We start from the raw sequence: 26,728 nt of genomic DNA, 5'->3' as shown, positions 1-26,728 counted from the left end.
CGACCTGCGGATCAGGTCAGCAGGTCGTCCAGGTCACCGTTGATGGAGTGGTCGACGACCGGGCGGACGGTCTCGAACGTGCACTCCTTCGGGTTGCCCGGGGTGCAGGCGTCGCCGAGGACGTGGTTGGTGATGCGGTCGACGTCGGCCGCGTCACCGATGATCGTCGGCGCGTTCTCGTAGAACTTGGTCGGGCCCTGGCCCAGCCGGTTCTTCGAGTACGAGTCCTGCGTGACGTCGGCGAACTTCTCCGGGATGCCCACGTCGCGCAGCAGCCGGATGGAGGCGGCCAGCGCGGCGTCGGCCGCCTGCGGCTTGGTCATGCCGCGGGTGTCGACGCCCATCGCCTCGGCGATGTCGGCGAAGCGCTCGTACATGACGGGCATGTTGAACGCCCACACGCGGGGCAGCGCGATGGCGTTGTTCAGGCCGTGGTGGGTGTCGTAGAACGCCGACACCGCGTGCGAGATCGAGTGGATGATGCCGAGACCACCCGAGTTGAACGCCTGGGCGGCGATGTACTGCGCGTACATCATGCCCTCGCGGCCGGCCAGGTCCTGGCCGTTCCACACGGCCGCACGCAGGTGCTGGCTGGTCAGCTTGATCGCGTGCAGCGCGTTGCCCAGCGACGGCTGGAAGTTCAGCCGGGAGACGTAGGGCTCGGAGGCGTGCGCGAGCACGTCGAAGCCGCACTGCGCGGTGTAGTCGACCGGGCAGTCGTAGTAGAGCACCGGGTCGTCGATCGCCAGCGTGGCGACCGAGGCGTCGTCGAACGCGACGTACTTGTGCGGGTTGTCGGGGTCGGTCGTGGTGTCGGTGATGACGTAGGCCCACGAGGTCTCCGAGCCGGTACCGGCCGTGGTGGAGACCGCGATGTGCGGCGGGTTCGCCGGGTTCTCGGACTTGTTGAAGCCCTCGAACTCGTTGACGTTGCGGCCGTCGTGCGCGACCGAGATCCGGGCGCCCTTACAGGCGTCGTGCGAGGAGCCGCCGCCGATGGAGACGAACGAGTCGCACTTGTTCTGCTGGTACAACGCGACGGCGTCCATCGAGTTGTAGTCCTTGGGGTTGGACTCGACCTTGTCGTACAGCACGACCTCGAGGCCGTGGTACTTCATCGACTCGACGATCTTGTTGACGATGTCGGTGCCGCGCAGGCCCGACGTCATGACCAGGGTCTTCTTGAAGCCCAGCTTCAGGGCCTCCGGGCCGATGAGCTCGTGCGACCCCGGACCCATGAGTGCACGGGGGAACGGGTGGAACTCCTTGATGGGGAACGGCTTGAGCAGCTCGTCTACCTGCATGTCAGCCCTTTCTGAGGCAGGTGGATGGGTCGAGACCGCACGCTAGGACCCCTGTGGCTGCGGGCACAGGGGTGATCGCCATTACCCCTCGGGAGACCGGGCAGGTTCCCCCTCCGAACGGGGGGGTGCGTGGTGGGGTCGCCCTCGGCCCGGGTGACGGGGAGGGCCTGGCAGTACTGCCAATGTATGGCAACAAGGAAGGAACGGCAACACTTGCCGTGGACCCGAGTTCCGGCCGTCGACTACTGTCGAGCCCGCCGACGGTTCGCGTCGTCCTGCGGGGCGGCGCGAGGCAAGAGGGAACCCGGTGCGAGTCCGGGACTGCCCCGCAGCGGTGAGTGGGAACGACCGCCGTCAACGAGCACTGGGAGCCACGGCCCCCGGGAAGCGACGGCCAGTAGGAGCGTGTCCGGCGCCCACGAGTCCGAAGACCTGCCGCCGGTGCGCGCGCCGACCGGCGCGCGCGGATCCGCGGCCTCGTGGGAGGGCCGACCGGACACCGGGCACCGCCCGCCCGCCGACGCCACGCGCGTCCGGCGTGCGAGAGGCGCCCGCGTCGTGCCGTCGGCTCCCGGCGGCGTCACGGATCCTCACCGCGCTCGCGAGGAGAGGGAGCCGTGTCGATGTCGTTCGAATCGGGCACCGCAAGCACCGTGCTGGGATACCCGCGGATCGGTCCGCGCCGGGAGCTCAAGCGCGCCGAGGAGACGTTCTGGGCGGGGCGCGCCGACGCCTCGGAGCTCCGGGAGGTCGCGGCCAGGCTGCGCAGTGACACCTGGACCGGGCTGCGCGACGCCGGGCTCGGCCAGGTCCCCGGCAACACGTTCTCGTACTACGACCACGTCCTGGACACCGCGCTCGCCGTCGGGGCGGTGCCGCAGCGTTTCGCCGGCATCACCGACCCGCTGGAGCGGCTGTTCGCGATGGCCCGCGGCCGGGACGGCGCGCCGGCCTGCGAGATGACCAAGTGGTTCGACACCAACTACCACTACCTGGTCCCCGAGCTCGGCCCGGACACCCGGCTCGCGCCTGCCGACCGCAAGGTCGTCGAGGAGTTCAGGGAGGCGCTGCGCGCGGACGTCGTCACCCGGCCGGTGCTCGTCGGGCCGGTGACGTTCCTGCTGCTGTCCAAGGCCGTCGACGGCGCGCCCGAGGGTTTCCGCCCGCTGGACCTGCTCGGGCCGCTGGTCGAGGTGTACCGCGACCTGCTCGCCGAGCTGGCCGACGCCGGCGCGGACTGGGTCCAGCTCGACGAGCCCGCGTTCGCCGCGGACCGCACCGACGACGAGATCGCGGCCCTGCGCAAGGCCTACGACCGGCTGGCCTCGGCCCCGCGCCGGCCGAAGATCCTGGTGGCGAGCTACTTCGGCGAGCTCGGCCGGGCGCTCCCGGTGCTCGCCTCGACCGGGGTCGAAGGGCTGGCGCTGGACCTGGTCGCGGGCCGCGCCGACCTGGACGGGATCGGCCGGGTCGAGGGGCTGGACCGCAAGGTGCTGCTGGCCGGCGTGGTGGACGGGCGCAACGTGTGGCGGACCGACCTGGACGCCGCTCTCGCCGACGTCCGGCGGCTCGGCGAGGTGGCCGGCTCGGTGCTGGTGTCGACGTCGTGCTCGCTGCTGCACGTGCCCTACGACCTGTCGGTGGAGACCACGCTGCCCGCCGACGTCGTCGACATGCTGGCCTTCGCCCGGCAGAAGGTGGACGAGGTGGTTCTGCTCGGCCGGGCCCTGCGCGAGGGCCGGGACGCCGTCGCGGCCGGATTCGACGCCGCGGCGGCGACCCGGGACCGGGTGGCGGCCGCCACCCGGCGCGACGAGCGGGTGCGGGCCCGGCTCGCCGAGCTCGGGCCGGACCACTACCGGCGCAGCGCGGGCGACGTGCGGGCGACCGTCCAGCGGGAGGCGCTCGGGCTTCCCGAGGTCCCCACGACGACGATCGGCTCGTTCCCGCAGACCGGCGCGATCCGCACCGACCGCGCGGCGCACCGCGCCGGGGAGATCTCGGCCGAGGAGTACACCGCGCGGATGCGCCGCGAGATCGAGCGGGTGGTGCGGCTGCAGGAGGAGATCGGGCTGGACGTGCTGGTGCACGGCGAGCCCGAGCGCAACGACATGGTCCAGTACTTCGCGGAGAACCTGGACGGGTTCGCGACCACCGAGCTGGGCTGGGTGCAGTCCTACGGCTCGCGTTGCGTGCGCCCGCCGATCCTGCACTCGGACGTGTCCCGCCCCCGGCCGATCACCGTCGAGTGGGCGCGCTTCGCCCAGTCGCTGTCGGACAAGCCGGTCAAGGGCATGCTCACCGGACCGGTGACGATCCTGGCCTGGTCCTTCGTCCGGGACGACCAGCCGCTCGGGGGCACCGCGCGCCAGGTCGGGCTGGCCCTGCGCGACGAGGTCGTGGACCTGGAGGCCGCCGGGATCCGGATCATCCAGGTGGACGAGCCCGCGCTGCGCGAGCTGCTGCCGCTGCACGAGCGGGACCGGGCGGCCTACCTGGACTGGGCGGTCGACTCGTTCCGGATGTCCACCGGCGGTGTCACCGACGGCACCCAGGTGCACACCCACCTCTGCTACTCCGAGTTCGGCGAGGTCGTCGGCGCGATCGACGGGCTGGACGCCGACGTGACCACGGTCGAGGCGGCCCGGTCCCGGATGGAGGTGCTGTCCGACCTCGGGCCCGGCGTCCCGCGCGGACTCGGCCCGGGCGTCTACGACGTGCACTCGCCCGAGGTGCCGGGGGAGGACGAGCTGGTCACCCAGCTGCGCGCCGCGCTCGGCCACATCGGGCCGGAGCGGCTGTGGGCCAACCCGGACTGCGGGCTGAAGACCCGCGGCGAGCCGGAGACCGTCGCCGCGCTGACACACCTGGTCGCCGCCGCGCGCCGGGTCCGGGCCGGAGCGGGCACCCCGACCACCGGCTGAGGCCGGTGCGCGTCCACGGCGTCGGCCGGACCGGCCGTCACGGCCGGCGCCGTGGAGCACCGCTCACGTTCGATTGGGTGAAGAGTCGTTCAGATGCACGTCGGCGTCGTCATCGCGAAGACGACGGGTGCCCGCGTGCCGGTCGCCCTCACGGCGGCCCTCCTGCTCGCGGGTCGCGGATCGGGGGGGTTTCCGGCGGGGGAAGCCGGACCCGGCCGGCGAGCTGACCGGTTCGGCGGGACCCTGCTGACGGTCTCCGGTCTGTCGTTCCTCGGGCCCGGCGTGCAGTCGTCGCCGACCGCGGAGTGGGGCGCGATGGTGGCCGGGGGCCGCGAGTACCCGTTCGCGGGCCCCGCAGGTGGTGCTGGTTCCCTCGGTCGCGGTCGTGCTGACGGCCGGGACGGTGCTGTGGTGGGGCCGCCGGTCGTACCGGGTCGGTGCCAGGTGACGCGGTCAGGCCGCCCGGCCGGGGAACCGTCCGGTGTTCGTGCCCGCCGGGTCCAGCGGGGCGCCGAGCTCGGGGAACCACCGGAAGGCCTGGGGCTGGTGCTCCCACTCGCACCCACGGCACTCGGGACCGTCATGGGGGTGGTTCTCGGCCATTTCGCCTCCTTCTGGTTGTTGCCATAACTATGCGAGAGGTCGTCGAGACTGTCGACCCACCGGACGGAGAGGCAGGGTGAGGAGATGGACGGCACCGACGGCACCGACGGCACCGGCGACCCGGCCGTGCGGGAGTTGGTCGACCGGCACCTGGCCGACCCGGAGTGCGGGTGGAGCGCCGGCCCGCCGGGGGCGATCGCCGAGTTCGTCCGGCTGCCCGGGGAGGAGGCGGACACCGGGCCCGGCGTCGTCGTGACCGGTCGGGGCGGGATCCGGCTCGACCCGCGGCCCGGCACCCGGCCGGTCGCCTACCGCACCCCGGTCGGCCCGGAGCTGCACTGGAACCACGCGGTGGCGTTGTGCCTGCCCGCCGCCGCGGCCCGCCGCGCGGTCCGGACCGTGGTCACGGTGCTGGGCCCGGACCGCGACGCCCTGCGTCCCGCGGACGCGGGGGCCGTGCTCGTCGACCTCGGCCTGGGCACGACCACCGTGGACGCCTGCGTGCGCACGGCGGACCCGGACCTGCTGGCGGCGTTGCGGGCGGCGCAGGGGGCCCCGCTGGACGGTGCGCTGGCCGCGACGCTGGTCGCCGCGGGCCCGCACCGGGTCTTCGTCACGGCGCTCGGGCGGATCGAGGTGTACGCCGCGATCCCGCCACCCGAGGGGCGCTCGCCGGACGGCCCGCACACCCACCTGCTGCCGCATCTGCTCCATGCCGGCCGGACGCACGCCGTCACCGTCCCGGTCCCGGCGGGACACCTGCCGTGCGCGCACCTGTACCCGGCGCACCCGCTGGCCGACCTGACCGGACGCCCGCGGCCGTTCGACCCGGGCCGGCTGGCCGCGTTCGACCGCCTGCTGGACCACTGGGGCGACCACGGTCAGCGGGCGGTCACGGCGGCCGTCACCGCCGCGGTCCGCGGTCACGACGGCCCGGAGACGGTCCGCCCCCGCCCGGCCGACCCGCGCGGCCGCGCCGCGCAGGCGGTCGCGTTGCGGGTGCTCGCGCACCTCGGCGCGGACCCCGCGGTGCTCGCCCGCTGGCGATCCCGGGCGGACCCGGAGCCGGACCTCCTCGACCCGCCCGGCGACCGCAACGCCGGTTGACGGCGGTTCGCCCGAGTCGCCGGTGAGGGGTCCGCGGTGCGCGCGGTGCGCAGGCACCTGGTGACCGAGCGTGGCCTGGACCGGCGGTCGGTTGTCGTTCGCCGGTTCCTGGCGGCGGGACACGACGTCCGACGACGCCCCGACCGAGCAGGACATCGCGGACAGGGAGGACCAGATGGCGGGACAGTAAACCGCCAGGAGCAGTACCGAGCGTGAGATCCCTCATCAACAAAGATAAAGCTCTCCCTTGTTAAGGCCAGGCTAACTTCATAAGTTCGTCGAGTCGGGCGACGCTTGTGAGGTGCAGAGGTATGTCCGGGAGATCGACGGTCCGGGGGCCGGCCGCGGTGGTGCTGGCCGTGGTGCTCGGGCTGCTGGCCGGGTGCGGTTCCGGTGACGGGGCGGCCCCGGCCGACGGGACCGGGGACACCCGCACGATCACCACCGACCGCGGACCGCTGGAGGTCCCGGCCGACCCGCAGCGGATCGTGGTGCTCTCCGGTGGCCTGGCCGGCTACCTCTACGCGCTGGACGAGCCGCCGGTCGCGGCCGACACCCGGGTGCTGGGGATCACCGGCTTCGGCGGCGGCTTCCCGCCGGCCTGGGCCGAGCCCGCCCGCGCCGCGGGCACCGAGGCGCTCCCCGCGGGTGAGCAGCTCAGCGTGGAGGCGGTCGCCGCCGCGCAGCCGGACCTGATCATCGGCGGTGGCCAGGGGATCACCGCGGTGCAGGCCGCGCAGGCCTACGACCGGCTCGCCGCGATCGCGCCGACCGTGCTGGTCCCGCGCACCCTCACCGGCTGGCAGGACCAGCTGGCCGCGGTCGCCGACGCGGCGAGCGCGGGGGACCGGGTGCCCGGGTTGCTCCAGCGCTACCGGGACCGGCTGCAGCAGGTGAAGGACTCGATCACGCCGCCGCAGGGGGAGACCGTGTTCATCGCCTCGTTCGCCTCCGGGAAGACCTACGTGGTCCCTTCGACCGCGGCGCTGCCCGCGCTGGCCCGTGACGCCGGGCTCACCCCGACCGACGTCGTCGCCCGCGCGCCGGGTGCCCGGCTGGCCAGCACCGGCGACGGTCTGGAGATCAGCCCCGAGCTGCTGGGGACCGTGGCCGACGCGCCGAACGCGATCGTGGTGATCGCCGGTGGCCGCTCGCTGGACGAGCTGCGCCGGGACCCGGCCTACGCGGCGCTGCCCGCATTCCGGGCCGGCCGGGTGTGGGAGCTGCCGGCCACCAGCTACCGGCCGGACCTGGACGGTGCGCTGGGCACCCTCGACGAGTTCGGGCGGATCTTCGGCCCGGCCGGCGGATGACCGCCCCGGTAGGTGCCGCCCTGGTCACCGGCGCCGCCCGCGGGATCGGTGCGGCGGTCGCGGCGGCGCTGGCCGCCCAGGGGCGGCCGGTCGCGCTGCTCGACCTCGACCCGGGCGTCCGGGGCACGGCGGCGGACACCCCCGGCGGGATCGGCCTGGTCGCCGACGTCGCCGACGCGGGCGCGGTGGAGGCCGCCGTCGCCACCGCGGAGGACGAGCTGGGCCCGCTGGAGGTGCTGGTCAACGCGGCCGGGGCTCTGCGGTCCGGGCCGGTCCTCGAGGCCGCCGACGACGATCTCGCGATCTGCCTGGCGGTGAACGCCACCGGCGTCTGGAACGCGGGGCGGGCCGTGGGCCGCCGGATGTACGGGCGGCGCACCGGGTCGATCGTGACGGTCGCCTCGGACGCATCGCGGACCCCGCGCTCCGGGATGGCGGCCTACGCCGCGTCCAAGGCGGCGAGCGTGTCTCTGACCCGCACCCTGGGCCTGGAGCTGGCGCCGTACGTGCGCTGCAACGCGGTCTGCCCGGGAGCGACCGACACCGCGATGCAGCGCGCGCTGTGGCCCGACCCGGCCGACGACGGTGGCGCGGCCGCGGTCGTCGCCGGGGCCCCGGATCGCTTCCGGCTCGGCATCCCGCTGGGCCGGATCGCCGACCCGGCCGACGTGGCCGCCGCGGTGCTGTTCCTGACCGGGGACGGCGCCCGGCACATGACCATGCAGGCACTGACCGTCGACGGCGGCGCGAGTCTCGGACTCTAGGGACGCACCGGATGCCGCACGGCGGAGGAGAAGCCCGGGCCGCCCTCGCCCGGGGTCAAGCGGAAGGGAACCACAGTTGTCCAGCCCCGCTCCAGTACGTCCGAGCCCGGAGCACGACCCGGGTGACCTGCTCGCCGCGTACCTGCCCGGGTCGTTCCTACACCGCTCGGCCCGCGGGACCCTGCTCGCCGACGGCGTGCACTGCACGGTGCCGTCCGGCCCGGACGGTCCCGGCGGGCCGGGGGACGCGGCCGCGGTCGCGCTCGCCGAGGCCGCCGCGGCCGGGCACCCGGACCCGATGGTGGTCGGGGCGATCGGGTTCGCCCCGGACGCGCCGCGCAGCCTGCACGTGCCGGCCCTGGTCCGCCGGGCCTCGCCGGACACCGCCGGTGCCCGGCCGGTCCGGGTGCCCGAACCACCCGGCCAGGACTGGGCGGTGCGCCACGTGCCCGCGCCGGAGGTCTACGCCGACGGGGTCCGCACGGCCCTGGGAATGATCGGGGAGGGTCGGCTGGAGAAGGTCGTGCTGGCCCGCGCGCTGGAGCTGACCTCGCCCACCCCGGTCCCGGTCCGGGACCTGCTGACCCGGCTGGCGCTGGCCGACCCGGCGGCGTACGCGTTCGCCGCGGACGTGACCGCGCCGGGGGACCCCGCGCCGCGCACCCTGCTCGGGGCGAGCCCGGAGCTGCTGGTGTCCCGGGAGGGCGACACGGTGGTGGCGAACCCGCTGGCCGGGTCGATCCCGCGCTCGGCGGACCCGGCGGAGAACCGGGCCCGGATCGCCGCCCTGCGCGCCTCGGCCAAGGACCAGGCCGAGCACGCCCTGGTCGCGGACCGCGTGGTGGAGGTGCTGCGCGGGTTGTGCGCCGAGGTCGACGCCCCGGTCGAGCCGGAGGTGATCGGGACCGCCACCATGTGGCACCTGTCCAGCCGGATCACCGGCCGGATCGCCGACCGCTCGGTGAGCGCGCTGCACCTGGCGCACGCGCTGCACCCGACGCCCGCCGTGTGCGGGGTGCCGGTGCCGGCGGCCCGGGCGGCGATCGGCGCGATCGAGCCCGCCGACCGCGGCTACTACAGCGGGATGACCGGTTGGGTGGACGCCGACGGCGACGGCGAGTGGGTGGTGGCCATCCGCAGCGCCGAGGTCTGCGACCGCACCGTGCGGGTCTTCGCCGGCGCCGGGATCGTGGCCGGCTCCGACCCGGACGCCGAGGTCGCCGAGACCCGGGCGAAGTTCCGCACCCTGCTGCGGGCGATCGGTGTCGAGGCCGTGGCATGACCGGCGCGGTGACCGCGCAGGCGCCGGGCGGTGACGAGCTGGTCGGGTGGCCGCCCGAGGTGGCCGCCCGCTACCGCGCGGCCGGGTACTGGCACGGACGCAGCTTCGGGACCTGGCTGTCGCTGCTGGCGGCCGCGCACCCGGGCCGGACGGCGGTCGTCGGGCGGACCGGCGACGTCGAGCACCGGTGGACCTTCGCCGAGCTGGACCGGCGCGCGCACCGGCTGGCCGCGGGCCTGCACGGGCTCGGGGTCCGTCCCGGCGAGAACGTGCTGCTGCAGCTGCCGAACGTCCCGGAGTTCGTGCCGGTGGTGCTCGCCCTGTTCCGGGTCGGTGCCCGGCCGGTCTTCGCGCTGCCCGCGCACCGCGACACCGAGCTGCGCCACGTCGCGCAGTGGTCGCAGGCCACCGCCGTGCTCACGGTGGACGCGCACGCCCGCTTCGACCACGGCGCGCTGGCCCGGCGGACCGCCGACGCGACCGGCTCGGTCCGCGAGGTGATCGTGCTGGACACCGGGGCGGGCGGCACGACCGCGGGCGCGGTGCCGCTGGCCGGGCTGGACGCCGACCCGGTCGAGCTGCCCGACCCGGACCCGGAGGGCGTGGCGTTCCTGCAGCTCTCCGGCGGGTCGACCGGCCTGCCGAAGCTGATCCCGCGGACCCACGACGACTACCTCTACAGCGTCCGGGAGAGCGCCCGGATCTGCGGGCTGCGCCCCGACGGCGTGTACCTCGCGGCGCTGCCCGCGGCGCACAACTTCCCGCTCAGCTCGCCGGGCGTGCTGGGCGCGCTGCACGCCGGCGCGGCGTCGGTGCTGGCCCCGTCGCCGGACCCGGCGACGGCGTTCGCGCTGATCGCCCGCGAGCGGGTCACCATCACCGGGCTGGTGCCGCCGCTGGCCGCGGCCTGGGCGGACGCCGCGGCCCGCACCCCGCACGACCTGTCCAGCCTGGAGGTCGTGCTGGTCGGCGGCGCGAAGTGCGGCCCGGAGCTGGCCGGGCGGATCGGGCCGGCGCTGGGCGTGCGGCTGCAGCAGGTGTTCGGGATGGCCGAGGGCCTGGTCAACTACACCCGCCTGGACGACCCGGACGAGCTGGTGTGCACCACCCAGGGCCGCCCGATCTCGCCGGACGACGAGGTCCGGGTGGTCGACCCGGACGACCCCGCCGCGCCGTCGGACTCCGAGGTGCAGCCGGGCCGGGCCGGCGCGCTGCTCACCCGCGGGCCGTACACGATCCGCGGCTACTACCGGGCCGCCGAGCACAACGCGACCGCGTTCACCGAGGACGGCTTCTACCGGACCGGCGACCTGGTCCGGCGCACCCCGACCGGCCACCTGGAGGTGGTCGGCCGGGTGAAGGAGCAGGTCAACCGGGGTGGCGAGAAGGTCGCCCCGACCGAGGTGGAGGACCACCTGATGGCCCACGCGGACGTGCTGGACGCCGCGGTGATCGGCGTTCCGGACAGCTACCTCGGCGAGCGGACCTGCGCCTACGTGGTGCCCCGCCCGGGCGCCGAGGCCCTCACCGGGTCGGTGCTGCGCCGCTTCGTGCGCGAGCGCGGGGTCGCCGCGTTCAAGGTGCCGGACCTGATCGAGATCGTGCCCGACTTCCCGGTGACCGGGGTCGGGAAGACCAGCAAACGCGAGCTGCGCGACGCGCTGCGTGCGCGTGCCACCGAGGAGAGGTGACCGGGAGATGTCCCTGCCCCGCATCGAGCCCTACCCGTTGCCGGAGGTGTCCGAGCGGCCGTCCGGGCGGGTGGACTGGCGGCCGGAGCCCGCACGGGCCGCGCTGCTGGTGCACGACATGCAGCGCTACTTCCTGGCGCCCTACGCGGGGTCGCCGATCCCGGAGGTCGTCGCGAACATCGGCCGGCTGCTGAGCGCCTGCCGCGAGCGCGGCGTGCCGGTGTACTACACCGCCCAGCCCGGGCGGCAGGACCCGGCCGATCGCGGCCTGCTCACCGACTTCTGGGGCGACGGGATCGGCGCGGTGATCGACGACGACCCGACCGCGGCCGACGTGGTCGACGCGCTGGCACCCCGCCCGGGCGACGCGGTGCTCACCAAGTGGCGTTACAGCGCGTTCCAGCGCAGCACGTTCGCCGAGCAGCTGGCCGCCGCGGGGCGGGACCAGCTGCTGGTCACCGGGATCTACGCGCACATCGGCTGCCAGGCCACCGCGGTCGAGGCGTTCATGCGGGACGTCGCCCCGTTCCTGGTGTCCGATGCGGTCGCCGACTTCTCCCGGTCCCACCACGACGCGGCCTGCGAGTACGTGGCGCAGCGCTGCGGCGTGGTGACCGGCACCGGCGAGGTGCTCGCCGAGTTCGCCGCGGCGCCCGCGGGGGTGGCCGGATGAGCGCGCTAACCCCGGAACGGATCCGCGCCGACGTCGCGGAGCTGCTCGACGTCGCCCCGGACGGCATCGACCCCGACGAGGACCTGCTCGACCGTGGCCTGGACTCGGTCCGGATCATGACCCTGATCGAGCGCTGGCGTGCCGCGGGCGCCCCCGAGCTGGAGTTCCCGGACCTGGCCGAGGAGCCGGTGCTGCGGCGCTGGGTCGAGCTGGTAGGTGAGGGGGCATGAGTGAGAGGCAACCGGTCCGGTCGTCGCGCTGGGACGTCGACGGCAACGTGGCGGCCGCGTTCGGCCGGGGCACCGGGCAGACGAAGGTCCCGTACCCGATCCTGCTGCGCGAGCTGGAGGTGCTGCGCACCCGGGAGCTGAACCCCTCGCTGCTGCGGCTCACCCTCGGCGGGGACGGGCTGGCCGGGTTCCAGAGCCACCCCGACGGGGCGGAGGAGCACGTCCGGCTGGTGTTCCCGGACGAGAACGGCGAGCTGCGGCTGCCCGAGCAGAACGAGGACACGCTGAACTGGGGGCGCCCGCGGCCGGTGTCGCGGGAGTACACCGTGCGCCACTTCGACGCCGACGCCGGCGAGCTGGACATCGACCTGGTGCTGCACCCGGGTGGGCTGGCCTCGGAGTGGGTGCGCACGGTGGTGCCGGGCACCCGGATCCACGTGGCCGGGCCGCCCGGTGGCCTGGTCGTCCCGCAGGGCTACGACTTCTGGTTGCTGGCCGGGGACCTCACCGCGCAGCCGGCGATCGCCCGGATCCTGGAGCGGCTGCCCGCCGACGCCCGCGGCGTCGCGCTGGTCGAGGTGGCCGACGCCGCCGAGGAGCTGCCGATGACCGCCCCGGACGGGGTCGAGGTGCGCTGGCTGCACCGCGACGGCGCACCCGCGGGCACCTCCGAGGTGTTGTGGCAGGCGGTGCGGGACGTCCGCCCGCCGGACGGCGCGAGCGTCTACGCCTGGGTGGCGGGGGAGACGACGTCGATCAAGCCGATCCGCCGGTTCGTGCGTGACGAGCTGGGTCTGGCGGCCGAGCACCGCGAGGTCAACGGGTACTGGAAGCGCGGCGTCGTCGACTTCGACGACGATGACGACGAGGCGGGCCACGGGCACGGGCACGGCCACGGGCACTGACCGGCCCGCCGCACCCCCGGCCGGGGGCCCGGACGGGCCCCCGGCGGGTGCGGCTCAGCGCGCGACGGGCAGGTCCGCGGCGGTCCGCGGGTAGACGTACAGCGCGGTCCGCTTGTGCGGCAGCTCGTACTCGCCGAGCAGCGACAGCCCGATCCGCTCGTCCATCCGCCGGGCCCCGACGTGGTCGGCCGACGGGTGGACACGATCCGGGTGCACTCCGGCTCGGCGTCGAACACGCCGCGGATGGTGGCCTCGAACAGCTGCCCGCCCAGCCCGCGGCCGGTCCGGTCGCGGTCCCCGATCGCCACGTGGTAGCCCACGTCGTGCGGCCGGGCGTCGTAGTGCAGCGCCACCACGTCCCGGGCGGCCCGGTACAGCTCGATGTAGGCGAACGGCTCGCCGTCCAGGGACACGATGTAGGGCCGGGAGTAGGTGCCCGCCCACTGGCCGGCCAGCGCCCGGGACCACACCTCCCGGCTCCACGCCTGCTCCCAGAACACCGCGACGTGCTCGCTGTGCATCCAGCGGTGCACCAGGTCCAGGTCGTCGCCGTCGGCGGCGCACGGGTGGAAGCCCCACCGCGCGCCCGTCACGGTCGGTACCGGAGGCGCCCCGACCGCCAGCACGTCGTCGTCGAGTCCGTCGTGCAGCTCCCGGCCGGAGGGCGTGGGGCCCTCGGTCGCCGTCTCCGTACTCATTCCTCACACCCCGCGGATGATCTCTTCGATCCGGTCCAGCATGGCCAGACCCTGGCGGTAGTGCAGCGTGTTGAAGTAGGGCAGCGGCTGGGCCCGGCCCGCGGCGACCGCGGGCAGCGAGTTCCACACCGGGCTGGCCAGCACGTCCGCCACGCCGTCGGAGGTGCTGCCGTCGTTGTCGCCCTGCACCACGATCACGTCGGAGTCGCGCAGCAGCCCCAGCTCCTCGGACGAGAAGTCCTTCACCGTGCCGGTGGCCTGGGAGATGTCGGAGAACCGGATGCCGGCCGCGGCCAGCACCACGCCACCCCAGGAGTCCGGCAGCGCGAGCGTCCACTGGCCGGGGTTCCGCCCGCCCATGACCATGCTCCACCGGGTCCGGCCCAGCACGTCGGCGTGCGTGGTGCGGATCTCCTGGGCGCGCCGGTCGAAGGTGTCGCGCAGCTCCTCGGCGGCGCTGCGGCGCCCGACGGCGTCGGCCGCCGCGATGGCCCGCTCGCGCCAGTCGCCCGCGGCGCGGGACGGCAGGTACAGCGTCGGGACGGCCGCCAGGAAACGGTCGTAGCTCGGGTCCGGGGCGTTCGGCAGCAGGGTGCCGAGCACCAGGTCCGGCTGGAAGGACAGCACCTTCTCCGGGTCGGCGCTGTTGGTCCGGCCGACCTTGGGCAGCCGCTGGTAGACCGGCACGTAGTCGGCCAGCAGGAAGTTCGGGGCGAAGTCGGCGACCGCGATCGGCTCGACGCCGACGTCGAGCAGCGCCGACGGCGTGTAGTGGTCGGTGCAGACGATCCGGGCCGGTGCGGCCGGGATCTCCACCGGCCCGCGGGCGCCCTCGAGGCTGCGGGTCCGGCCGCTCTGCGCGGCCCCCTCCCCGCCCCCGCCGCAGGCGGACAGCAGCGCGGTCGTCCCCAGCACCCCGGCGGCCTGCAGGAACGCCCGCCGGTCGAGCCGGGCGCGATCACGGGTGCGTGCCCGGGATCCGATGGTGGTCATGGTGTCCTCCTGTGTCGCACGCGTCCGGACGGACCGGTTCCCGCGTGTCGGGGTTCGGTGTTTCGGGATTCGGGGGGCGGGGACCGGCGCGGCTACCGGGCGGTCCCGGCGTCGGCGGGGTCCTGCTTCGGGCGGCGGGGCAGCCGGACCACGCCGGCCGCGGCGATCAGGCAGAAGCCGAGCACCCACCAGAACGTGTCGGCGAACGCGGCACCCTGGTCGGCACCGCGGGCGTCGAACCTGCTCTGCAGGATGACCGCGAGCACCGCGGTGCCGACCGAGCCGCCGATCGTGTTGAGCAGGTTGAGCGCGGTGGAGGCGCGGGGCACCTCGGCCCGGTCGATGCTGGAGTAGACGATCGTCATCACCGGGGCGCCGATCATCGCGATGCCCAGGCCGCGGACCAGCAGCGACACGGCGAGCAACGCGTCCGGCGGCGGGGTGTGGACCTGGGTCAGCACGATCGAGCCGAGCGCGATCAGCCCGACGCCGGTGATCACGATCGAGCGTGGGGCGACCCGGTCGATGATCCGGCTGACGGTCAGCGACCCGGCCACCGCGCCGATCCCCTGCGGGATCATCAGCAGCGCGGTGTCCCACGCGGTGAGCCCCCGCGCGGTCTGCAGGTAGAGCGGCAGCAGGAACAGCGTGCCGACCACCGAGGCGCCGAGGATGACCAGGGCCAGCGCCGCCGCACCGAGCGGGGGCCGGGTGAACAGCCGCGGGTCCACCAGCGGCGCCCGGTGCCGCAGTCCGTGCAGCACGAAGCCGACCAGCATCGCGGCCCCGACGACCGCGGCCGACACGGCCACCGCGGGGGTGGCCGCGGCGCCCTCGTGGCTCAGCCCGGTCAGCCCGAACACCAGCAGCGCCAGCCCGGGGGACAGCAGCAGCGCGCCGACCATGTCGAACGGCACGTCCGACCCGCCCGGGGTGTCCCGCTCGACGAACCGGGTGGCCAGCACGACCGCGACCAGCCCGATCGGCAGGTTCACGTAGAACAGCCACGGCCACGGCGCGGCGGCCAGGATCCCGCCCGCCGCGACCGGGCCGAGCAGCGGCGACAGCAGCGGCACCATGCCGACGATGCTGATGATGCGCCCGATCCGCTTCGGCCCCGCCGCCCGGGCGAGCAGGGTCTGCCCGGTGGGCGGCAGCAGGCCGCCGCCCAGTCCCTGCAGCACCCGGAAGACGATCATGCTCTCGATCGACCAGGACAGCGCGCACAGCAGTGATGCGGTCAGGAACAGCGCGATCGCGCCCATCCAGGTGCGGCGCCCGCCGATCCGGTCGACCAGCCAGCCGGACGCCGGGACCACGGCGACCACGGCGAGCAGGTACGCCGTGGTCACCCACTGGATCTGGGTGACCGAGGCGTCCAGGTCCCGGGCCATCGTGTCGATGCCGACCGTGACGATGGTGGCGTCCATCGACGACATGAAGGTGCCCAGGACCAGGATGAACGCGGTGCGCACCAGCGGCGCGTCGATCCGGTCGGTGTCCCGGGACTCTGCGGTACTCACGAACGCTCCAGCCTGTCGAGCACGTCGCCCGGCATGTCGGTCAGGGTTTCGGGCCGGGTCAGCCGGTCCAGGGCCCGCTCCAGGTCCCGGGCGAGCCCGGCCGCCGTGCCTGCGTCCAGCAGGCCGGCCCGCCGGGTCAGCACGACGATCCAGCCGCCGCCCTCCGGGATCACGGTCACCGTCATCGGGAAGTGGGTGGTGCCGGTGCCCCGCACGCCGACCACCCGCAGTCCCGGCGCGGGTTCGCGCAGCGCGTCCGGGTCGGACGGGTAGTTCTCGAAGACCACCAGCGTGTCCACCAGGGAGTCGCGCCCGGCGAGCCGCTCCAGCGCGGGCAGCCCGACGTGCTGGTGCGGGGACAGCCCGAACTGGCGGGACTGCAGGTCGACCAGCGCCTCGGCGAGCGAGCCCGCGCCGCCCAGCCGGACCCGGACCGGGACGGTGCCCGCGAGCAGGCCGAGGATCTCCTCCACCCCGTCGACCTCCGGCGGCCTGCCGGCGACCATCGCGCCGAAGCAGACGTCGCGCCGTGCCGACCGGGCGGCCAGCACCAGCGCCCAGGCCCCCTGCAACGCGGTGTTCGGGGTCAGGCCGTGCCCGGCCGCGCCCGCGGTGATCGCCGCGACCGTCTCCGCCGGGACGTGCAGCACCGTCGGCGGCGGGGCCGGCCCGTCCTCCTCCGGGTCGACCGGGGCGCCCAGGTGCAGGCCGATGTCGGTGCCGGCCATCCCGGCCAGCTCCGGCTCCCACGCCGCGAGGTCCGCGGCCGCGTCCCGGTCGGCCCGCCACCGCAGGTAGCGGTCGAACGGCACCGGCTCGGCCAGCCGCGGCGGACGCCCCGCCAGCCGGGCGGTGTAACCGGCGAAGACCTCGGCCAGCATCCGCGGTGCCGACCAGCCGTCGGAGATCACGTGGTGGCTGGTCAGCACGAGGGTCGCCTCGTCCGCGCCGCGCCGGACGACGGCGAGCCGCACCAGCGGCCCGGCCGCCAGGTCGAACGGCTCGGCCAGCTCGGCGGCGACCACCACGTCCACCTCCTCGGCCGTGCCGACCTCGACGTCGGTGCACCGCGGCCGGGCGCCCTCGCGCACGACCGCGACCTCGACGTCCGGCGGGAACACCGCCCCCAGGTTCGGGTGCCGGTCCAGCAGGTCACCGGCCGCGGCGTGGATCGCGGCCACGTCCAGGCGCCCCGCCAGGGTGAACGCGGCCTGCACCACGTACGGCGCCGCGGCACCGGAGTGCACCCGCGAGCGACGCAGCATCACCTCCTGCTGCGGGGTCAGCGGCGCCACGTCGGTCACCCGGTCCGGGGCGTAGCGCTCGGTCAGGCCGGCCAGGGTGGCCCGGTCCAGCCCGGCCAGCGGCACGTCCGACGGCGTCAGGCCGACGCCGGCGCGCACCGTCGGATCGGCGGCCAGCTCCACCAGCGCGTCGCGCAGCCGCTCGCCGAGCACCTCCGGCTCCCGCCCGGGGAACAGCGCGGCCGGCCAGGTGAGCCGGATCCCCAGCTCGTGGCCCGCGCCGGTCTCCAGGGCGATCGCGTCCACCGACAGCGCGGCGGGCAGCGGCATCCCGTCGGTCCCGCCGGAGCCCAGCGGGTCCGCGCCGGGCGGCGGCCGCCACGGCGTGGTCGCGGTGCCCGGCGCCGGCAGCCTGCCCAGGTAGTTGAGCGTGATGCTCGGCCCGTCGGCCCCGTCCGGGCCGTCGTCGGCACGGAGGATGCCGTGGCCGAGCCCGTCACCCGCCGCGTGCAGCGTCTCCTTCACCGCGGCCAGGGTGGCCGCGGGGCCCGCCGGGTCGAGCTCGACCCGCACCGGATGGGTGGCGGTGAACCAGCCCACCGTGCCGGACAGGTCCACCGGCGCGCCGTCGTCCGGCCGCTGCGGCGGGCGGCCGTGCACCTCGCGGGTCACCGTCACCGGCCCGCCGCCCGGAGTCCGGGCGGCCACCATCGCCAGCGCGGTGAGCAGCACCGCGTCCGGGGTGGTGCGGTAGGTCGCGGGGAGCTCGGTGACCACGGTCCCGGTGGTCGTGACGTCCAGCCGCAGCTCGTGCCGCACCGCGGTGGCCACGGTGTCCCGGGCCGGGTCCTGCGGCACCGCCTCCGGACGCCACCCCCCGGCCCCCTGGGCGCGCCAGTGCTCCCGCTCCCCGGCGCGGGCGGTCGCGGCCGCGCGCAGCGCCCGCGCCCAGCCCAGGAACGGCGTGCCGGCCCGCGGCAGGTCACCGCCGCGCCCGTAGAGCTCGGTCAGGTCGTCGGTGAGGATCCGCCAGGACGCCCCGTCGACGACCATGTGGTGGGCCAGCACGATCAGCCGGCCCGCGGTGTCCGGGCCCGCGTCCAGCCACACCACCCGGACCAGCGGCCCGCGGCGCAGGTCCAGCCCGGCCCGGGCCCGGTCGATCTCGTCGGCCGCGGCGGCGTCCAGCCGGTCCGCGGACGCCACCGGGACGTGCCGGAACACCTCCGCGGCGGTGACCGCGCCGACGGCCGGGACGTGCAGCACCGGCCCGTCCGGGGCCGCGCTCTCGCCACCGCCACCGCCGTCGCCGGGGGTGACCGGGCCGTCGGTGAGCCGGGCGCGCAGCGCGTCGTGCCGGGCCAGCAGCGACCCGACCACCGCGGCCCACCGGTCCGGGTCGCCGCCGGGCGGGACGACCAGCTGTGTCCACTGGCAGAACCCGTCCGGGGCCGCGCCGCTCGCCGCGCACCGCTCCAGGAACTCGCGCATCACCGGGGTGAGCGGCGCGTCGCCGACGGCCGGCTCGTCGGCGGCCGGGCCGTCGGCCGGGACGGCGCGGGCGGCGATCCCGGCGATCGTGGCGCCGTCGAGCACGTCGCGCGCGGTCAGCAGCAGCCCGCGGCGGCGGGCCCGCGACACCAGCTGCAGGGACACGATGCTGTCCCCGCCGACGTCGAGGAACTCGTCGTCGACCACGACGTCGTCGGACCCGAGGATCTCCCGGATCACCGCGAGCAGGGTCGCCTCCGTCCCGGTCGCGGGCTCCCGGTCCGCGACCGCCTGCCTGCGCCCCGACGCGGGCAGCGCCGAGCGGTCCAGCTTCCCGGTCGGGCCCAGCGGGAGCCGGTCGAGCACCACCACCGCGGTGGGCACCATGTGCGGCGGCAGGGCCGCGGCGGCGTGCGCCAGCAGCTCGTCGGGATCCGGCCGGGCCGCGTCGGACCCGTCGGCCCCGGCAGCGCCCACGACGTACCCGACCAGCCGCCGGTCCCCGGGCCGGTCCTCGCGCACCACCACGGTGCACCCGCGGACCGCCGGGTGCGCCGCCAGCACGTTCTCGATCTCGGCCGGCTCGATCCGGAACCCGCGGATCTTCACCTGCTGGTCGGCCCGGCCGAGGAAGACCAGCTGGCCGTCCGGCCGCCAGCGGGCGAGGTCCCCGGTGCGGTACATCCGTGACCCGGGCGGGCCGTACGGGTCGGCGACGAACGCCGCCGCGGTCAGGTCCGGCCGGCCCAGGTAGCCACGGGCCAGGCCGTCCCCGGCCAGGTGCAACTCGCCGACGGCGCCCACCGGCACCGGCAGCAGGCCGTCGTCGAGCACGTAGGCGCGGGTGCCCGGGTCCGGGCGGCCGATCGGCACCGGCCCGCCCTCCTCCGGGGCCGCGTCGTCCCGGGACCAGGTGACCGCGTTGATCGTCGCCTCGGTCGGGCCGTAGGCGTTGAACAGCGTCCGCTTCGCCCCCCACCGGCGGGCCAGCTCCGGGTCCAGGCGCTCGGCACCCGCGACCACGACCACGTCGTCGTCGAGCGGCCGGTCCTCGGGCAGCGCGGCCAGGAACGAGGGCACCAGGCCGAGGCCGGTGACCCGGTGCGCGTGCACGTAGTCGACCAGCGCCTCACCGGACTCGCGGACCTCCGCCGGCGCGATCACCGAGGTGCCGCCGGAGAGCAGCGGGATCAGCACCTGCCAGATCGCCGCGTCGAAGCTGGTGGAGGCGAACTGCAGGAAGCGCACGTCCGGGGTGACCCCCAGCACCTCCTCCTGGGTCGCGACCAGGTCCGGTATCCCGCGGTGGGTGACCGCCACGCCCTTGGGCCGCCCGGTGGTGCCGGAGGTGTAGATGACGTAGGCCAGCGCGTCCGCGGTCAGCGCGGCCCGGGCCTCGACCGGGTCGGTCGCGTCCGAGGGCAGGTCCGGCCCGTCCACCCGGACCACCCGCACCGGGTGGTCGCCGGGCAGCTCCCCGCCGAGTGCGGCCAGGGTGTCCGCGGTGGTGAGCGCGGCCACCGGGCGGGCGTCGTCGACCATCAGCGTGAGCCGCTCGCGCGGGTAGGCCGGGTCCAGCGGGACGTACGCGGCGCCCGCCTTGAACGCCGCGAGCATCGCGACGACCATCTCCACGTCCCGCCCGAGCAGCACCGCCACCGGGCTCTCCGGGCCGACGCCCGCGGCGAGCAGGGCCCGGGCCAGCCGGTTCGCCTCCCGGTCCAGCTCGGCGTAGCTCAGCGAGCGGTCCCGGCACACCACCGCCTCGGCATCCGGGCGGCTGCGCACCCACCTGCCGAACTCGGTCAGCAGCGGGCCGCGCGGCACGGCGGGCCGGTGCGTGGTGCCCAGGCGCAGCAGCGCGGCGTCCTCGGCGTCGGCGTGCAGCCGCAGCCGCCCCACCGGCAGGTCCGGGTCGGCCACGATCGAGTCCAGCACCCGGACCAGCCGGTCGGAGATCCCGCGCACCCGCTCCGGCGACAGCGCGTCGGGCTGGTAGCCGAGCCCGATCACGATCGGGTCGTGCGGCAGCACGACGACGGTCAGCGGGTAGTGCGTGGCGTCGACGATCTCCACCCCCGCCAGCTCCGGGCCGGACGCGGCGGAGACCTGCGACCGGTCCGAGCTGGGGAAGTTCTCCATCACCAGCATCGTGTCGAACAGCTCGCCCGCGCCGACCGACCGCACGATCTCGGGCAGCCCGACGTGGTGGTGCTCGGACACCGTCGCGGCCTGGGCCTGCACGTCGTCCAGCAGCTCGCCGGCGGTGCGGCCCGGCGGGCAGGCGACCCGTACGACGATCGTGTTGCCCAGCTGGCCGACCATCGTCTCCACCCCGGGGACCTCGGGCGGCCGCCCGGAGACCGGGCAGCCGAACAGCACGTCCCGGCGGCCGGTCAGCCTGCCCAACACGACGCCCCAGGCGGCCTGCATCAGCGTGGTCAGGGTGACACCGCGGTCCCGGGCGAACGCGCGCAGCCGGGCGCTGCGCTCCGCCCCGACCTCCACCGTCACCCGGTGCGGCCGCTCCGCGGGCCCGGCGCCCTCGGGCACCAGCCGGGTCCCGTCCTCCACCCCGTCCAGCACCTCGCGCCAGGCGGTCAGCGCCGCGTCGCGGTCCCGGCCGGCGAGCCAGCGGTGGTAGTCGGCCAGGTCAGGCGCCGGGGGCGGCACCGGGCCGCCCTCCCGCTCGGCGTAGAGGGCCAGCAGCGCGCGGCCGACGATCGGCATCGACCAGCCGTCGAGCAGCGCGTGGTGATTGGTGAGCACCAGCCGGTGCTCGTCCTCGGCGAGCCGGACCAGCAGGAACCGGATCAGCGGCGGCGACGCCGGGTCGAACGGACGGCGCATCCGCTCGTCCGCCGCGGCGACGAACGCGGCGTCCCGGTGGGTCCCGGCCCCGGTGAGGTCCAGGTACTCCCAGTCCAGCGCGGCGTCGGCCGGGATCACCGCGACGGCGTCGCCGTCCCCGGTGACGGTGAGGAACATCCGCAGTGCCGGGTACCGGGCCACCAGGTCCGCCGCGGCCGCCCGCATCCGCTCCGCGCCGACCGCGCCGGCCAGCCGGATCCGGGCCTGCACGACGTAGACGTCGGTGTCGGTGTCGCCGCGGGCCAGGGTGTGGAACGCGAGCCCGACCTGCAGCGCCGTCGCCGGCAGCACCTCGGCGATCCGGTGCTCGCGCTCGACGGCGTCGATGGTGGCCTGGTCGATCCGCACCAGCGGCAGGTCCGACGGGGTGAGCCCGGCCGCGCCCGGGGTGTCGCCGACCCTCCCGCCGTGGGCGTGCAGCGCCTCCAGCGCGCGCTCCCAGCAGTCCACGAGCCCGGCCAGGTCGTCCTCGCCCAGCACCTCGCCGGCCGCGGTCCAGTCCACCGCCAGTCGCGGCGTGCCGTCCTGCTCGTGCACGAAGCAGTTCAGCGCCAGCACCTGCTCCAGCGCCTTGCCCGGCGGCTCGACGACCGCGAAGGCGTCCTGCGTGGGCAGCGACCAGCCCGGCCCCACCTCGCCGGTGAACCGGCCGAGGTAGTTCAGCACCAGCTCCGGCGGACCGGCCGCGGCCAGCTCGGAGCCGGCGACCGGGTCCAGGTGGCGCAGCACGCCGTGCCCGATCCCGGCGTCGGGCACCGCGGCCACCGCCTCCTTCGCCGCGCGGACCAGCAGACCGGCGTCCGGGCCGCCGGCCAGGGCGTCGTCCAGGTCCGCGTCGGTGGGTACCCGGACCGGGAACTCGGTGGTGAACCACCCGACGGTGCGGCCCAGGTCGGTGCCCGGCGCCGGCTCCTCCCGGCCGTGCCCCTCCAGGGTCACCGGGACGCCGCCGGGCAGCGGGCGGCCGGTGCGCCCGGCCCACAGCCGCACGGCCAGCACCAGCCCGGCGAGCAGCACCTCCCCGACCCCGGTGCGGTACGCCGCGGGCAGCCCGCGCAGCAGCGCGTCGGTGACCCCGGGCGGGGTCAGCGTGCGCCGGTGGCGGGCCGTGCGCACGGTGTCCCGGGCCGGGTCGACCGCGCGGTCGCCGAGCCGCAGCGGCGGCGAGCCCGCGGCCCGCCAGCCGTCCAGCTCGCCGCGCCGGGCACCCGAGGCCCCCTGCCCGGCGAGCAGCGTGGCGTGCCGCCGCCAGGACGTCGTGACCGGGGCGAGCTCGGGGCGCACGCCCGCGGTGACGGCGCCGACCGCGCGGTGCAGGTCGGGCAGCAGGATCCGCCAGGACACGCCGTCCATCGCGAGGTGGTGCACCAGCACGAGCAGCCGTCCGGGCGTGCCCGCGGCGTCCTCGATCCGGACCACCCGCAGCAGGTCGCCCGCCGCCGGGTCGAGCTCGCCGGCCAGCCGCCCGGCGAGCGCCGCCACGTCCGGCGCGTCGCCGGGCACCGTGGCGGTGCGGACGACCCGGGCCGCGTCCACCGCGTCCCGCGGGCGGACCAGCAGCTCCGGGTCGCCCTCGACGGTGCGGCCGAGCAGCAGCCGCAGCGCGTCGTGCGTGTCCAGCACGGCGGCGACGGCCGGGACCAGCACGTCGGTCCCCGGCGCCGGGTCGACGGTCAGCACCGTCCACTGGGCGTAGCCGGCGACCGCGTCCGGGTCGGGGTGCGCGTCCAGCAGCGCCCGCACGATCGGCGGCGCGGGGACGACGCCGGTGGGCACGTCGGCGGTGTCCGCGGTGGTCGCGTCGACGGTGCGCACCCGGGCCGCGATCGCGGCGATGCTGCGCCGGTCGAACAGGTCCTTCGGGCGCAGGTCCAGCCCGGCGGCCCGGGCCCGGCTGCTCACCGCGATCGCGGTGATGCTGTCGCCGCCGAGGGCGAAGAAGTCGGTGTCCACCCCGATCGCGTCCGGGTCGTCGTGGCCGAGCGCCGCGGCGACGGCACCGACCAGGATCCGTTCGGCGTCGGTGCCGGCGGCCCGGCCGCCGCGGGCGATCTCCGGGGCGGGCAGCGCCGCCCGGTCCAGCTTGCCGCCGGTGCTCAGCGGCAGCGCGTCGAGCAGCACGAGTGCCGTGGGCACCATGTGCTCGGGCAGCACCAGGCCGAGGTCGTCGCGCAGGCCGGCCGGGTCGCCCAGGTCGGTCCCCGGCTCCGGCACCAGGTAGCCGACCAGCTGCGGGTGGCCGGTGTCGGTGCGCACCAGCGCCGCGGCCGCCCGCACCCCGGGCAGCGCGGCGAGCTGGGCCTCCACCTCGCCGGTCTCCACCCGGTGCCCGCGGATCGAGACCTGGTCGTCGTCGCGCCCGACGAACTCCAGCCCGCCGCCGGGCAGCCGCCGCACCACGTCCCCGGTGCGGTACATCCGCTCCCCGGGGGCGCCGAAAGGGTGCGCCGTGAACCGCTCCGCGGTCGCCCCCGGCCGGCCCAGGTAGCCGCGCGCGAGGTGCGGCCCGGCCAGGTACAGCTCGCCGAGCACCCCGTCGGGCACCGGCGCCAGCGCCGCGTCCAGCACCAGCGCGGTGGTCCCGGCGACGGCGCTGCCGATCGTCGGGCGCGGGCCCTGCACCGGGGCGACGGTGGCGTCCACCGTGGCCTCGGTCGGGCCGTACATGTTCCACGCGGTCACCCCGGGGTCGGCGGCCAGCCGGGTCCACAGGTCCGTGCCGAGCGCCTCGCCGCCCAGCAGCAGCACCGACGGGGTCCGGTCGCCGTCGAGCAGGCCCGCGGTGAACAGCGGACCGGCCATCGACGGGGTGGTGTCGACGACGTCGATCCGCTCCCGGCGGACCGTCCCGACCAGCGCGTCCGGGTCCCGGGCGGTGTCGGTGGAGCACAGGTGCAGCTCGTGCCCGCACCAGAGCCACACGAGCTGGTCCAGCGAGGCGTCGAAGGCGAACGAGTAGGTGTGCAGCGCGCGCAGCGCGGTCCCGGCCCGCTGCTGCGCGTCGGCGACGACGGTCGCGCGCTGGCGGGCGACCAGCTCGGCCAGCCCGCCCGCGCGGACCAGGACGCCCTTGGGCCGCCCGGTCGAGCCGGAGGTGTGGATCACGTAGGCGAGGTGGTCCGGGTGCCGCGGCGCGGCCAGCTCGGCCGGGTCCAGCGGGGTGTCCGGCCGGTCGGCCAGCTCCCGGCGGGCGGCCGCGGTGTCCAGGTCGAGCCGGGGGACCGCCGCGTCGCCGGTGTCCTGCACGCCCGGCGCCACGCCGGTCGCGCCGAGCAGCAGCGCCGGGGCGGTGTCGGCGAGCAGGGCCCGCAGCCGCGACGGCGGGTGCCCGAGGTCGAGCGCCTGGTAGGCGGCCCCGGCGTCGAGCACCGCCAGCAGCGCGACGACCAGGTCGGTCGAGCGGGGCAGCGCGAGCGCGACCACGTCGTCCGGGCCGATCCCGCGGGCACGCAGCACGCGGGCCAGCCGGTGCACCCGCCCGGCCAGCCCGGCGGCGGTCAGCCGCTCCGCGTCGTGCACCAGCAGCACCCGGTCGCCGTGCTCGGCGGCCAGCCGGTCCAGCACGTCCGGGACGGGTTCCGGGGCGGTCGCCACCGGTGGGGTGCTCGCGGCCGCGAGCAGCGCGCCGCGCTCCGGGCCGACCAGGTCGACCCGCCCGACGGTGGGCCGGTCCGTGGTGGCCAGGCCGTGCACGACCGCCCGCATCGCGGCCAGCTTGTGCTCGACCCCGGCCCGGTCGTTGGTGCGCGCGTCGACCTCGAAGCCGAGCAGCAGACCGCCCTCCCGGGTCGGCAGCACGGTCAGCCCCCAGTCCTCCGGCGGGCCGCCCGCGATGTTGCGCAGGGTGCCGGTGGCACCGGCGAAGTCGATCGCCACGTCGAACGCCTTGAGGTTGATGCCGCAGCCGTGCAGCAGCCCGCCCGCGCCGGGGACCGCGAGGTCGCGTGGCAGGTTCTCGCCCCGGTAGCGCTGGTGCGCCCGCATCTCGCGCACCGCCCCGGCGACCCGGGCGGTCAGGTCGGGCAGCCGGTCGCCGGGGTGCACCTCGGTGCGCAGCGGCAGCACGTTCACCGCCATCGCCGGGGTGCGCAGCGCGGCGGAGCCGAGCCGGCCCATCAGCGGCAGCGCGAACACCACGTCCCGCCCGCCCTGCAGCCGGTGCAGGAACGCCGCGTAGCAGGCGATCAGCGCCTCGCCCCAGGTGGCGCCCGCCTCGGTGGCCACCGCGCGCAGCGCGGCGACGTCCTCCGGCGGCACCACGCCCCGGGCCTGGAGCGTCCGGTCCGGTGGGCCCGCGGCGGTGGCGCCCCGGTCCCGCAGCTCGGGCATCGGGGTGAGCCGGTCGACCCAGTAGTCGCGGTCGGCGGCGTGGTCGGGGCCCTCGGTGTAGGCCCGGTCGGCGGCGAGCAGGTCGGTGAAACGGCCGAACCGGCACGCCGGGACCTCGGTGCCGGCGACCAGCGCGGTGTAGATCGCCGCGGCGCGCCGGGCCACCATGAACGCGGTGTACCCGTCGACGACGAGGTGGTGCTGCAGCTGCACCCACCACACCTCGGTGTCGCTGAGCCGGAGCACGGTGTAGGTGTGCAGGGCGCGGTCGGTCATCTCGCGCAGCGCCTCCCCGGCGCGGAACCGTTCGGCGTCGACCAGGGCCTCGGCGACCGCCCGCGGGTGGCGCTCGGCACGCAGGTCGACCACCCGGGGCCGGTCGACCGGGGCCGGGTGCACGACCTGGCGGGGCCCGTCCGGGGTGTCGCCGACCCGCAGCCGCAGCGACTCCGCCTCGCCGACCGCGGCGACGATCGCGTCCAGCAGCCGGTCGACGTCGACCGGCTCGGTCCCGGTGATCTCCAGGACGTCCCCGACGACGTAGTGCCGCATCTCCGGATCGAGGCGTTGTGCGTTCCAGATGCCGAGCTGGGCGGACGTCAGAGCGAACGGCTCCACGGCGGCGGCGGTCTCCTCCGGCTCAGTCGGGCACATTAGGTTAGGGTAACCTCATGTGACCGAACGACTCGATCGCTCTGGGGCGGTCGTCACATTCGCGCCCGGGGCTGCACCGCACCCCCCGTCGCCGCCCACGAGCAAGGTAAGGCTTGCCTGGGTTACGGT

At 76.1% G+C, this 26,728-nt stretch carries 15 protein-coding genes, 1 pseudogene and 1 riboswitch; of the genes and pseudogenes, 9 read left to right on the top strand and 7 right to left on the bottom strand.

The annotated features are described in order from the left end of the window. Positions 1 to 11: 11 nt before the first annotated feature. A complete protein-coding gene (mdo, locus tag WHI96_RS14040) occupies positions 12 to 1,304 on the bottom strand; it encodes an NDMA-dependent methanol dehydrogenase (protein WP_345653666.1) in 1,293 nt (430 codons plus the stop codon). Between the two features lie 244 nt (positions 1,305 to 1,548). Continuing rightward, positions 1,549 to 1,758: riboswitch (cobalamin riboswitch) on the top strand. Positions 1,759 to 1,927: 169 nt separating this feature from the next. Here mdo and metE point away from each other — a divergent pair. Then, positions 1,928 to 4,228, top strand: coding sequence for a 5-methyltetrahydropteroyltriglutamate--homocysteine S-methyltransferase (metE, locus tag WHI96_RS14035; RefSeq protein WP_345653670.1), 2,301 nt, complete (start codon positions 1,928 to 1,930; stop codon positions 4,226 to 4,228). Positions 4,229 to 4,681: 453 nt separating this feature from the next. Here the strand turns inward: metE and WHI96_RS14030 are convergent, their stop codons facing one another. Next, a complete protein-coding gene (locus WHI96_RS14030; RefSeq protein ID WP_345653673.1) occupies positions 4,682 to 4,831 on the bottom strand; it encodes a hypothetical protein in 150 nt (49 codons plus the stop codon). A gap of 84 nt (positions 4,832 to 4,915) precedes the next feature. Here WHI96_RS14030 and WHI96_RS14025 point away from each other — a divergent pair, with 84 nt between their 5' ends. The 8 genes from WHI96_RS14025 to WHI96_RS13990 all read left to right on the top strand — a co-directional run bounded on the left by WHI96_RS14025 (position 4,916) and on the right by WHI96_RS13990 (position 12,796). Then, the gene (locus WHI96_RS14025; protein WP_345653676.1) at positions 4,916 to 5,938 is read left to right on the top strand and encodes a DUF6925 family protein; all 1,023 of its coding nucleotides are present in this window, start codon (positions 4,916 to 4,918) and stop codon (positions 5,936 to 5,938) included. A gap of 311 nt (positions 5,939 to 6,249) precedes the next feature. Beyond that, positions 6,250 to 7,251 (top strand): ABC transporter substrate-binding protein, encoded by a 1,002-nt coding sequence (locus WHI96_RS14020; protein ID WP_345653679.1) that lies wholly within the window; start codon positions 6,250 to 6,252, stop codon positions 7,249 to 7,251. Next, positions 7,248 to 8,015: an SDR family oxidoreductase gene (locus WHI96_RS14015; protein WP_345653682.1), complete on the top strand. Its 768-nt coding sequence runs from the start codon at positions 7,248 to 7,250 to the stop codon at positions 8,013 to 8,015. The genes WHI96_RS14020 and WHI96_RS14015 overlap by 4 nt, the downstream gene beginning before the upstream one ends. 76 nt (positions 8,016 to 8,091) lie before the next feature. Continuing rightward, positions 8,092 to 9,297, top strand: a complete 1,206-nt coding sequence (locus WHI96_RS14010; RefSeq protein ID WP_345653685.1) for an isochorismate synthase — start codon at positions 8,092 to 8,094, stop codon at positions 9,295 to 9,297. Continuing rightward, positions 9,294 to 10,988 carry a (2,3-dihydroxybenzoyl)adenylate synthase gene (locus WHI96_RS14005; RefSeq protein ID WP_345653688.1) on the top strand — a complete coding sequence of 565 codons (1,695 nt, stop codon included), beginning with the start codon at positions 9,294 to 9,296 and terminating at the stop codon, positions 10,986 to 10,988. The genes WHI96_RS14010 and WHI96_RS14005 overlap by 4 nt, the downstream gene beginning before the upstream one ends. Before the next feature lie 7 nt (positions 10,989 to 10,995). Next, positions 10,996 to 11,661, top strand: a complete 666-nt coding sequence (locus WHI96_RS14000; protein ID WP_345653691.1) for an isochorismatase family protein — start codon at positions 10,996 to 10,998, stop codon at positions 11,659 to 11,661. Continuing rightward, entirely contained in the window at positions 11,658 to 11,891 is a 234-nt protein-coding gene (locus WHI96_RS13995) for a phosphopantetheine-binding protein (protein ID WP_345653694.1), read from the top strand. The genes WHI96_RS14000 and WHI96_RS13995 overlap by 4 nt, the downstream gene beginning before the upstream one ends. Further along, positions 11,888 to 12,796 (top strand): siderophore-interacting protein, encoded by a 909-nt coding sequence (locus WHI96_RS13990; RefSeq protein ID WP_345653697.1) that lies wholly within the window; start codon positions 11,888 to 11,890, stop codon positions 12,794 to 12,796. The genes WHI96_RS13995 and WHI96_RS13990 overlap by 4 nt, the downstream gene beginning before the upstream one ends. 54 nt (positions 12,797 to 12,850) lie before the next feature. Here WHI96_RS13990 and WHI96_RS13985 read toward each other — a convergent pair whose 3' ends face one another. From WHI96_RS13985 to WHI96_RS13970, 5 genes and pseudogenes are all read right to left on the bottom strand, one after another. Next, complete coding sequence (locus tag WHI96_RS13985; RefSeq protein ID WP_345653700.1) at positions 12,851 to 13,012, bottom strand: hypothetical protein; 162 nt, start codon at positions 13,010 to 13,012, stop codon at positions 12,851 to 12,853. Between the two features lie 44 nt (positions 13,013 to 13,056). Continuing rightward, positions 13,057 to 13,317, bottom strand: a pseudogene (locus WHI96_RS27865) (GNAT family N-acetyltransferase); the annotation flags it as partial. 180 nt (positions 13,318 to 13,497) lie between these two features. Further along, positions 13,498 to 14,487: an ABC transporter substrate-binding protein gene (locus WHI96_RS13980; RefSeq protein ID WP_345653703.1), complete on the bottom strand. Its 990-nt coding sequence runs from the start codon at positions 14,485 to 14,487 to the stop codon at positions 13,498 to 13,500. Between the two features lie 92 nt (positions 14,488 to 14,579). Then, positions 14,580 to 16,010 (bottom strand): MDR family MFS transporter, encoded by a 1,431-nt coding sequence (locus tag WHI96_RS13975; RefSeq protein WP_345653706.1) that lies wholly within the window; start codon positions 16,008 to 16,010, stop codon positions 14,580 to 14,582. Further along, complete coding sequence (locus WHI96_RS13970; RefSeq protein ID WP_345653709.1) at positions 16,007 to 26,599, bottom strand: non-ribosomal peptide synthetase; 10,593 nt, start codon at positions 26,597 to 26,599, stop codon at positions 16,007 to 16,009. The genes WHI96_RS13975 and WHI96_RS13970 overlap by 4 nt, the downstream gene beginning before the upstream one ends. Positions 26,600 to 26,728: the final 129 nt, after the last annotated feature.

Origin of the sequence: Pseudonocardia tropica (assembly GCF_040105315.1) — a bacterium.
Lineage (GTDB): Bacteria > Actinomycetota > Actinomycetes > Mycobacteriales > Pseudonocardiaceae > Pseudonocardia > Pseudonocardia alni.
The sequence above is the reverse complement of the archived record's forward strand: the minus strand, read 5'-3'. Positions and strand labels throughout refer to the sequence as shown.

Excerpts from the sequence above, each read along its gene's own strand:
- WHI96_RS13990 (WP_345653697.1), top strand. The coding sequence starts at position 11,888 with ATGAGTGAGAGGCAACCGGTCCGGTCGTCGCGCTGGGACGTCGACGGC.
- WHI96_RS14015 (WP_345653682.1), top strand. The coding sequence starts at position 7,248 with ATGACCGCCCCGGTAGGTGCCGCCCTGGTCACCGGCGCCGCCCGCGGG.
- WHI96_RS14000 (WP_345653691.1), top strand. The coding sequence starts at position 10,996 with ATGTCCCTGCCCCGCATCGAGCCCTACCCGTTGCCGGAGGTGTCCGAG.
- WHI96_RS14020 (WP_345653679.1), top strand. The coding sequence starts at position 6,250 with ATGTCCGGGAGATCGACGGTCCGGGGGCCGGCCGCGGTGGTGCTGGCC.
- mdo (WP_345653666.1), bottom strand. The coding sequence starts at position 1,304 with ATGCAGGTAGACGAGCTGCTCAAGCCGTTCCCCATCAAGGAGTTCCAC.
- WHI96_RS14025 (WP_345653676.1), top strand. The coding sequence starts at position 4,916 with ATGGACGGCACCGACGGCACCGACGGCACCGGCGACCCGGCCGTGCGG.
- WHI96_RS13995 (WP_345653694.1), top strand. The coding sequence starts at position 11,658 with ATGAGCGCGCTAACCCCGGAACGGATCCGCGCCGACGTCGCGGAGCTG.
- WHI96_RS14005 (WP_345653688.1), top strand. The coding sequence starts at position 9,294 with ATGACCGGCGCGGTGACCGCGCAGGCGCCGGGCGGTGACGAGCTGGTC.
- metE (WP_345653670.1), top strand. The coding sequence starts at position 1,928 with ATGTCGTTCGAATCGGGCACCGCAAGCACCGTGCTGGGATACCCGCGG.
- WHI96_RS13970 (WP_345653709.1), bottom strand. The coding sequence starts at position 26,599 with ATGTGCCCGACTGAGCCGGAGGAGACCGCCGCCGCCGTGGAGCCGTTC.
- WHI96_RS14030 (WP_345653673.1), bottom strand. The coding sequence starts at position 4,831 with ATGGCCGAGAACCACCCCCATGACGGTCCCGAGTGCCGTGGGTGCGAG.
- WHI96_RS13980 (WP_345653703.1), bottom strand. The coding sequence starts at position 14,487 with ATGACCACCATCGGATCCCGGGCACGCACCCGTGATCGCGCCCGGCTC.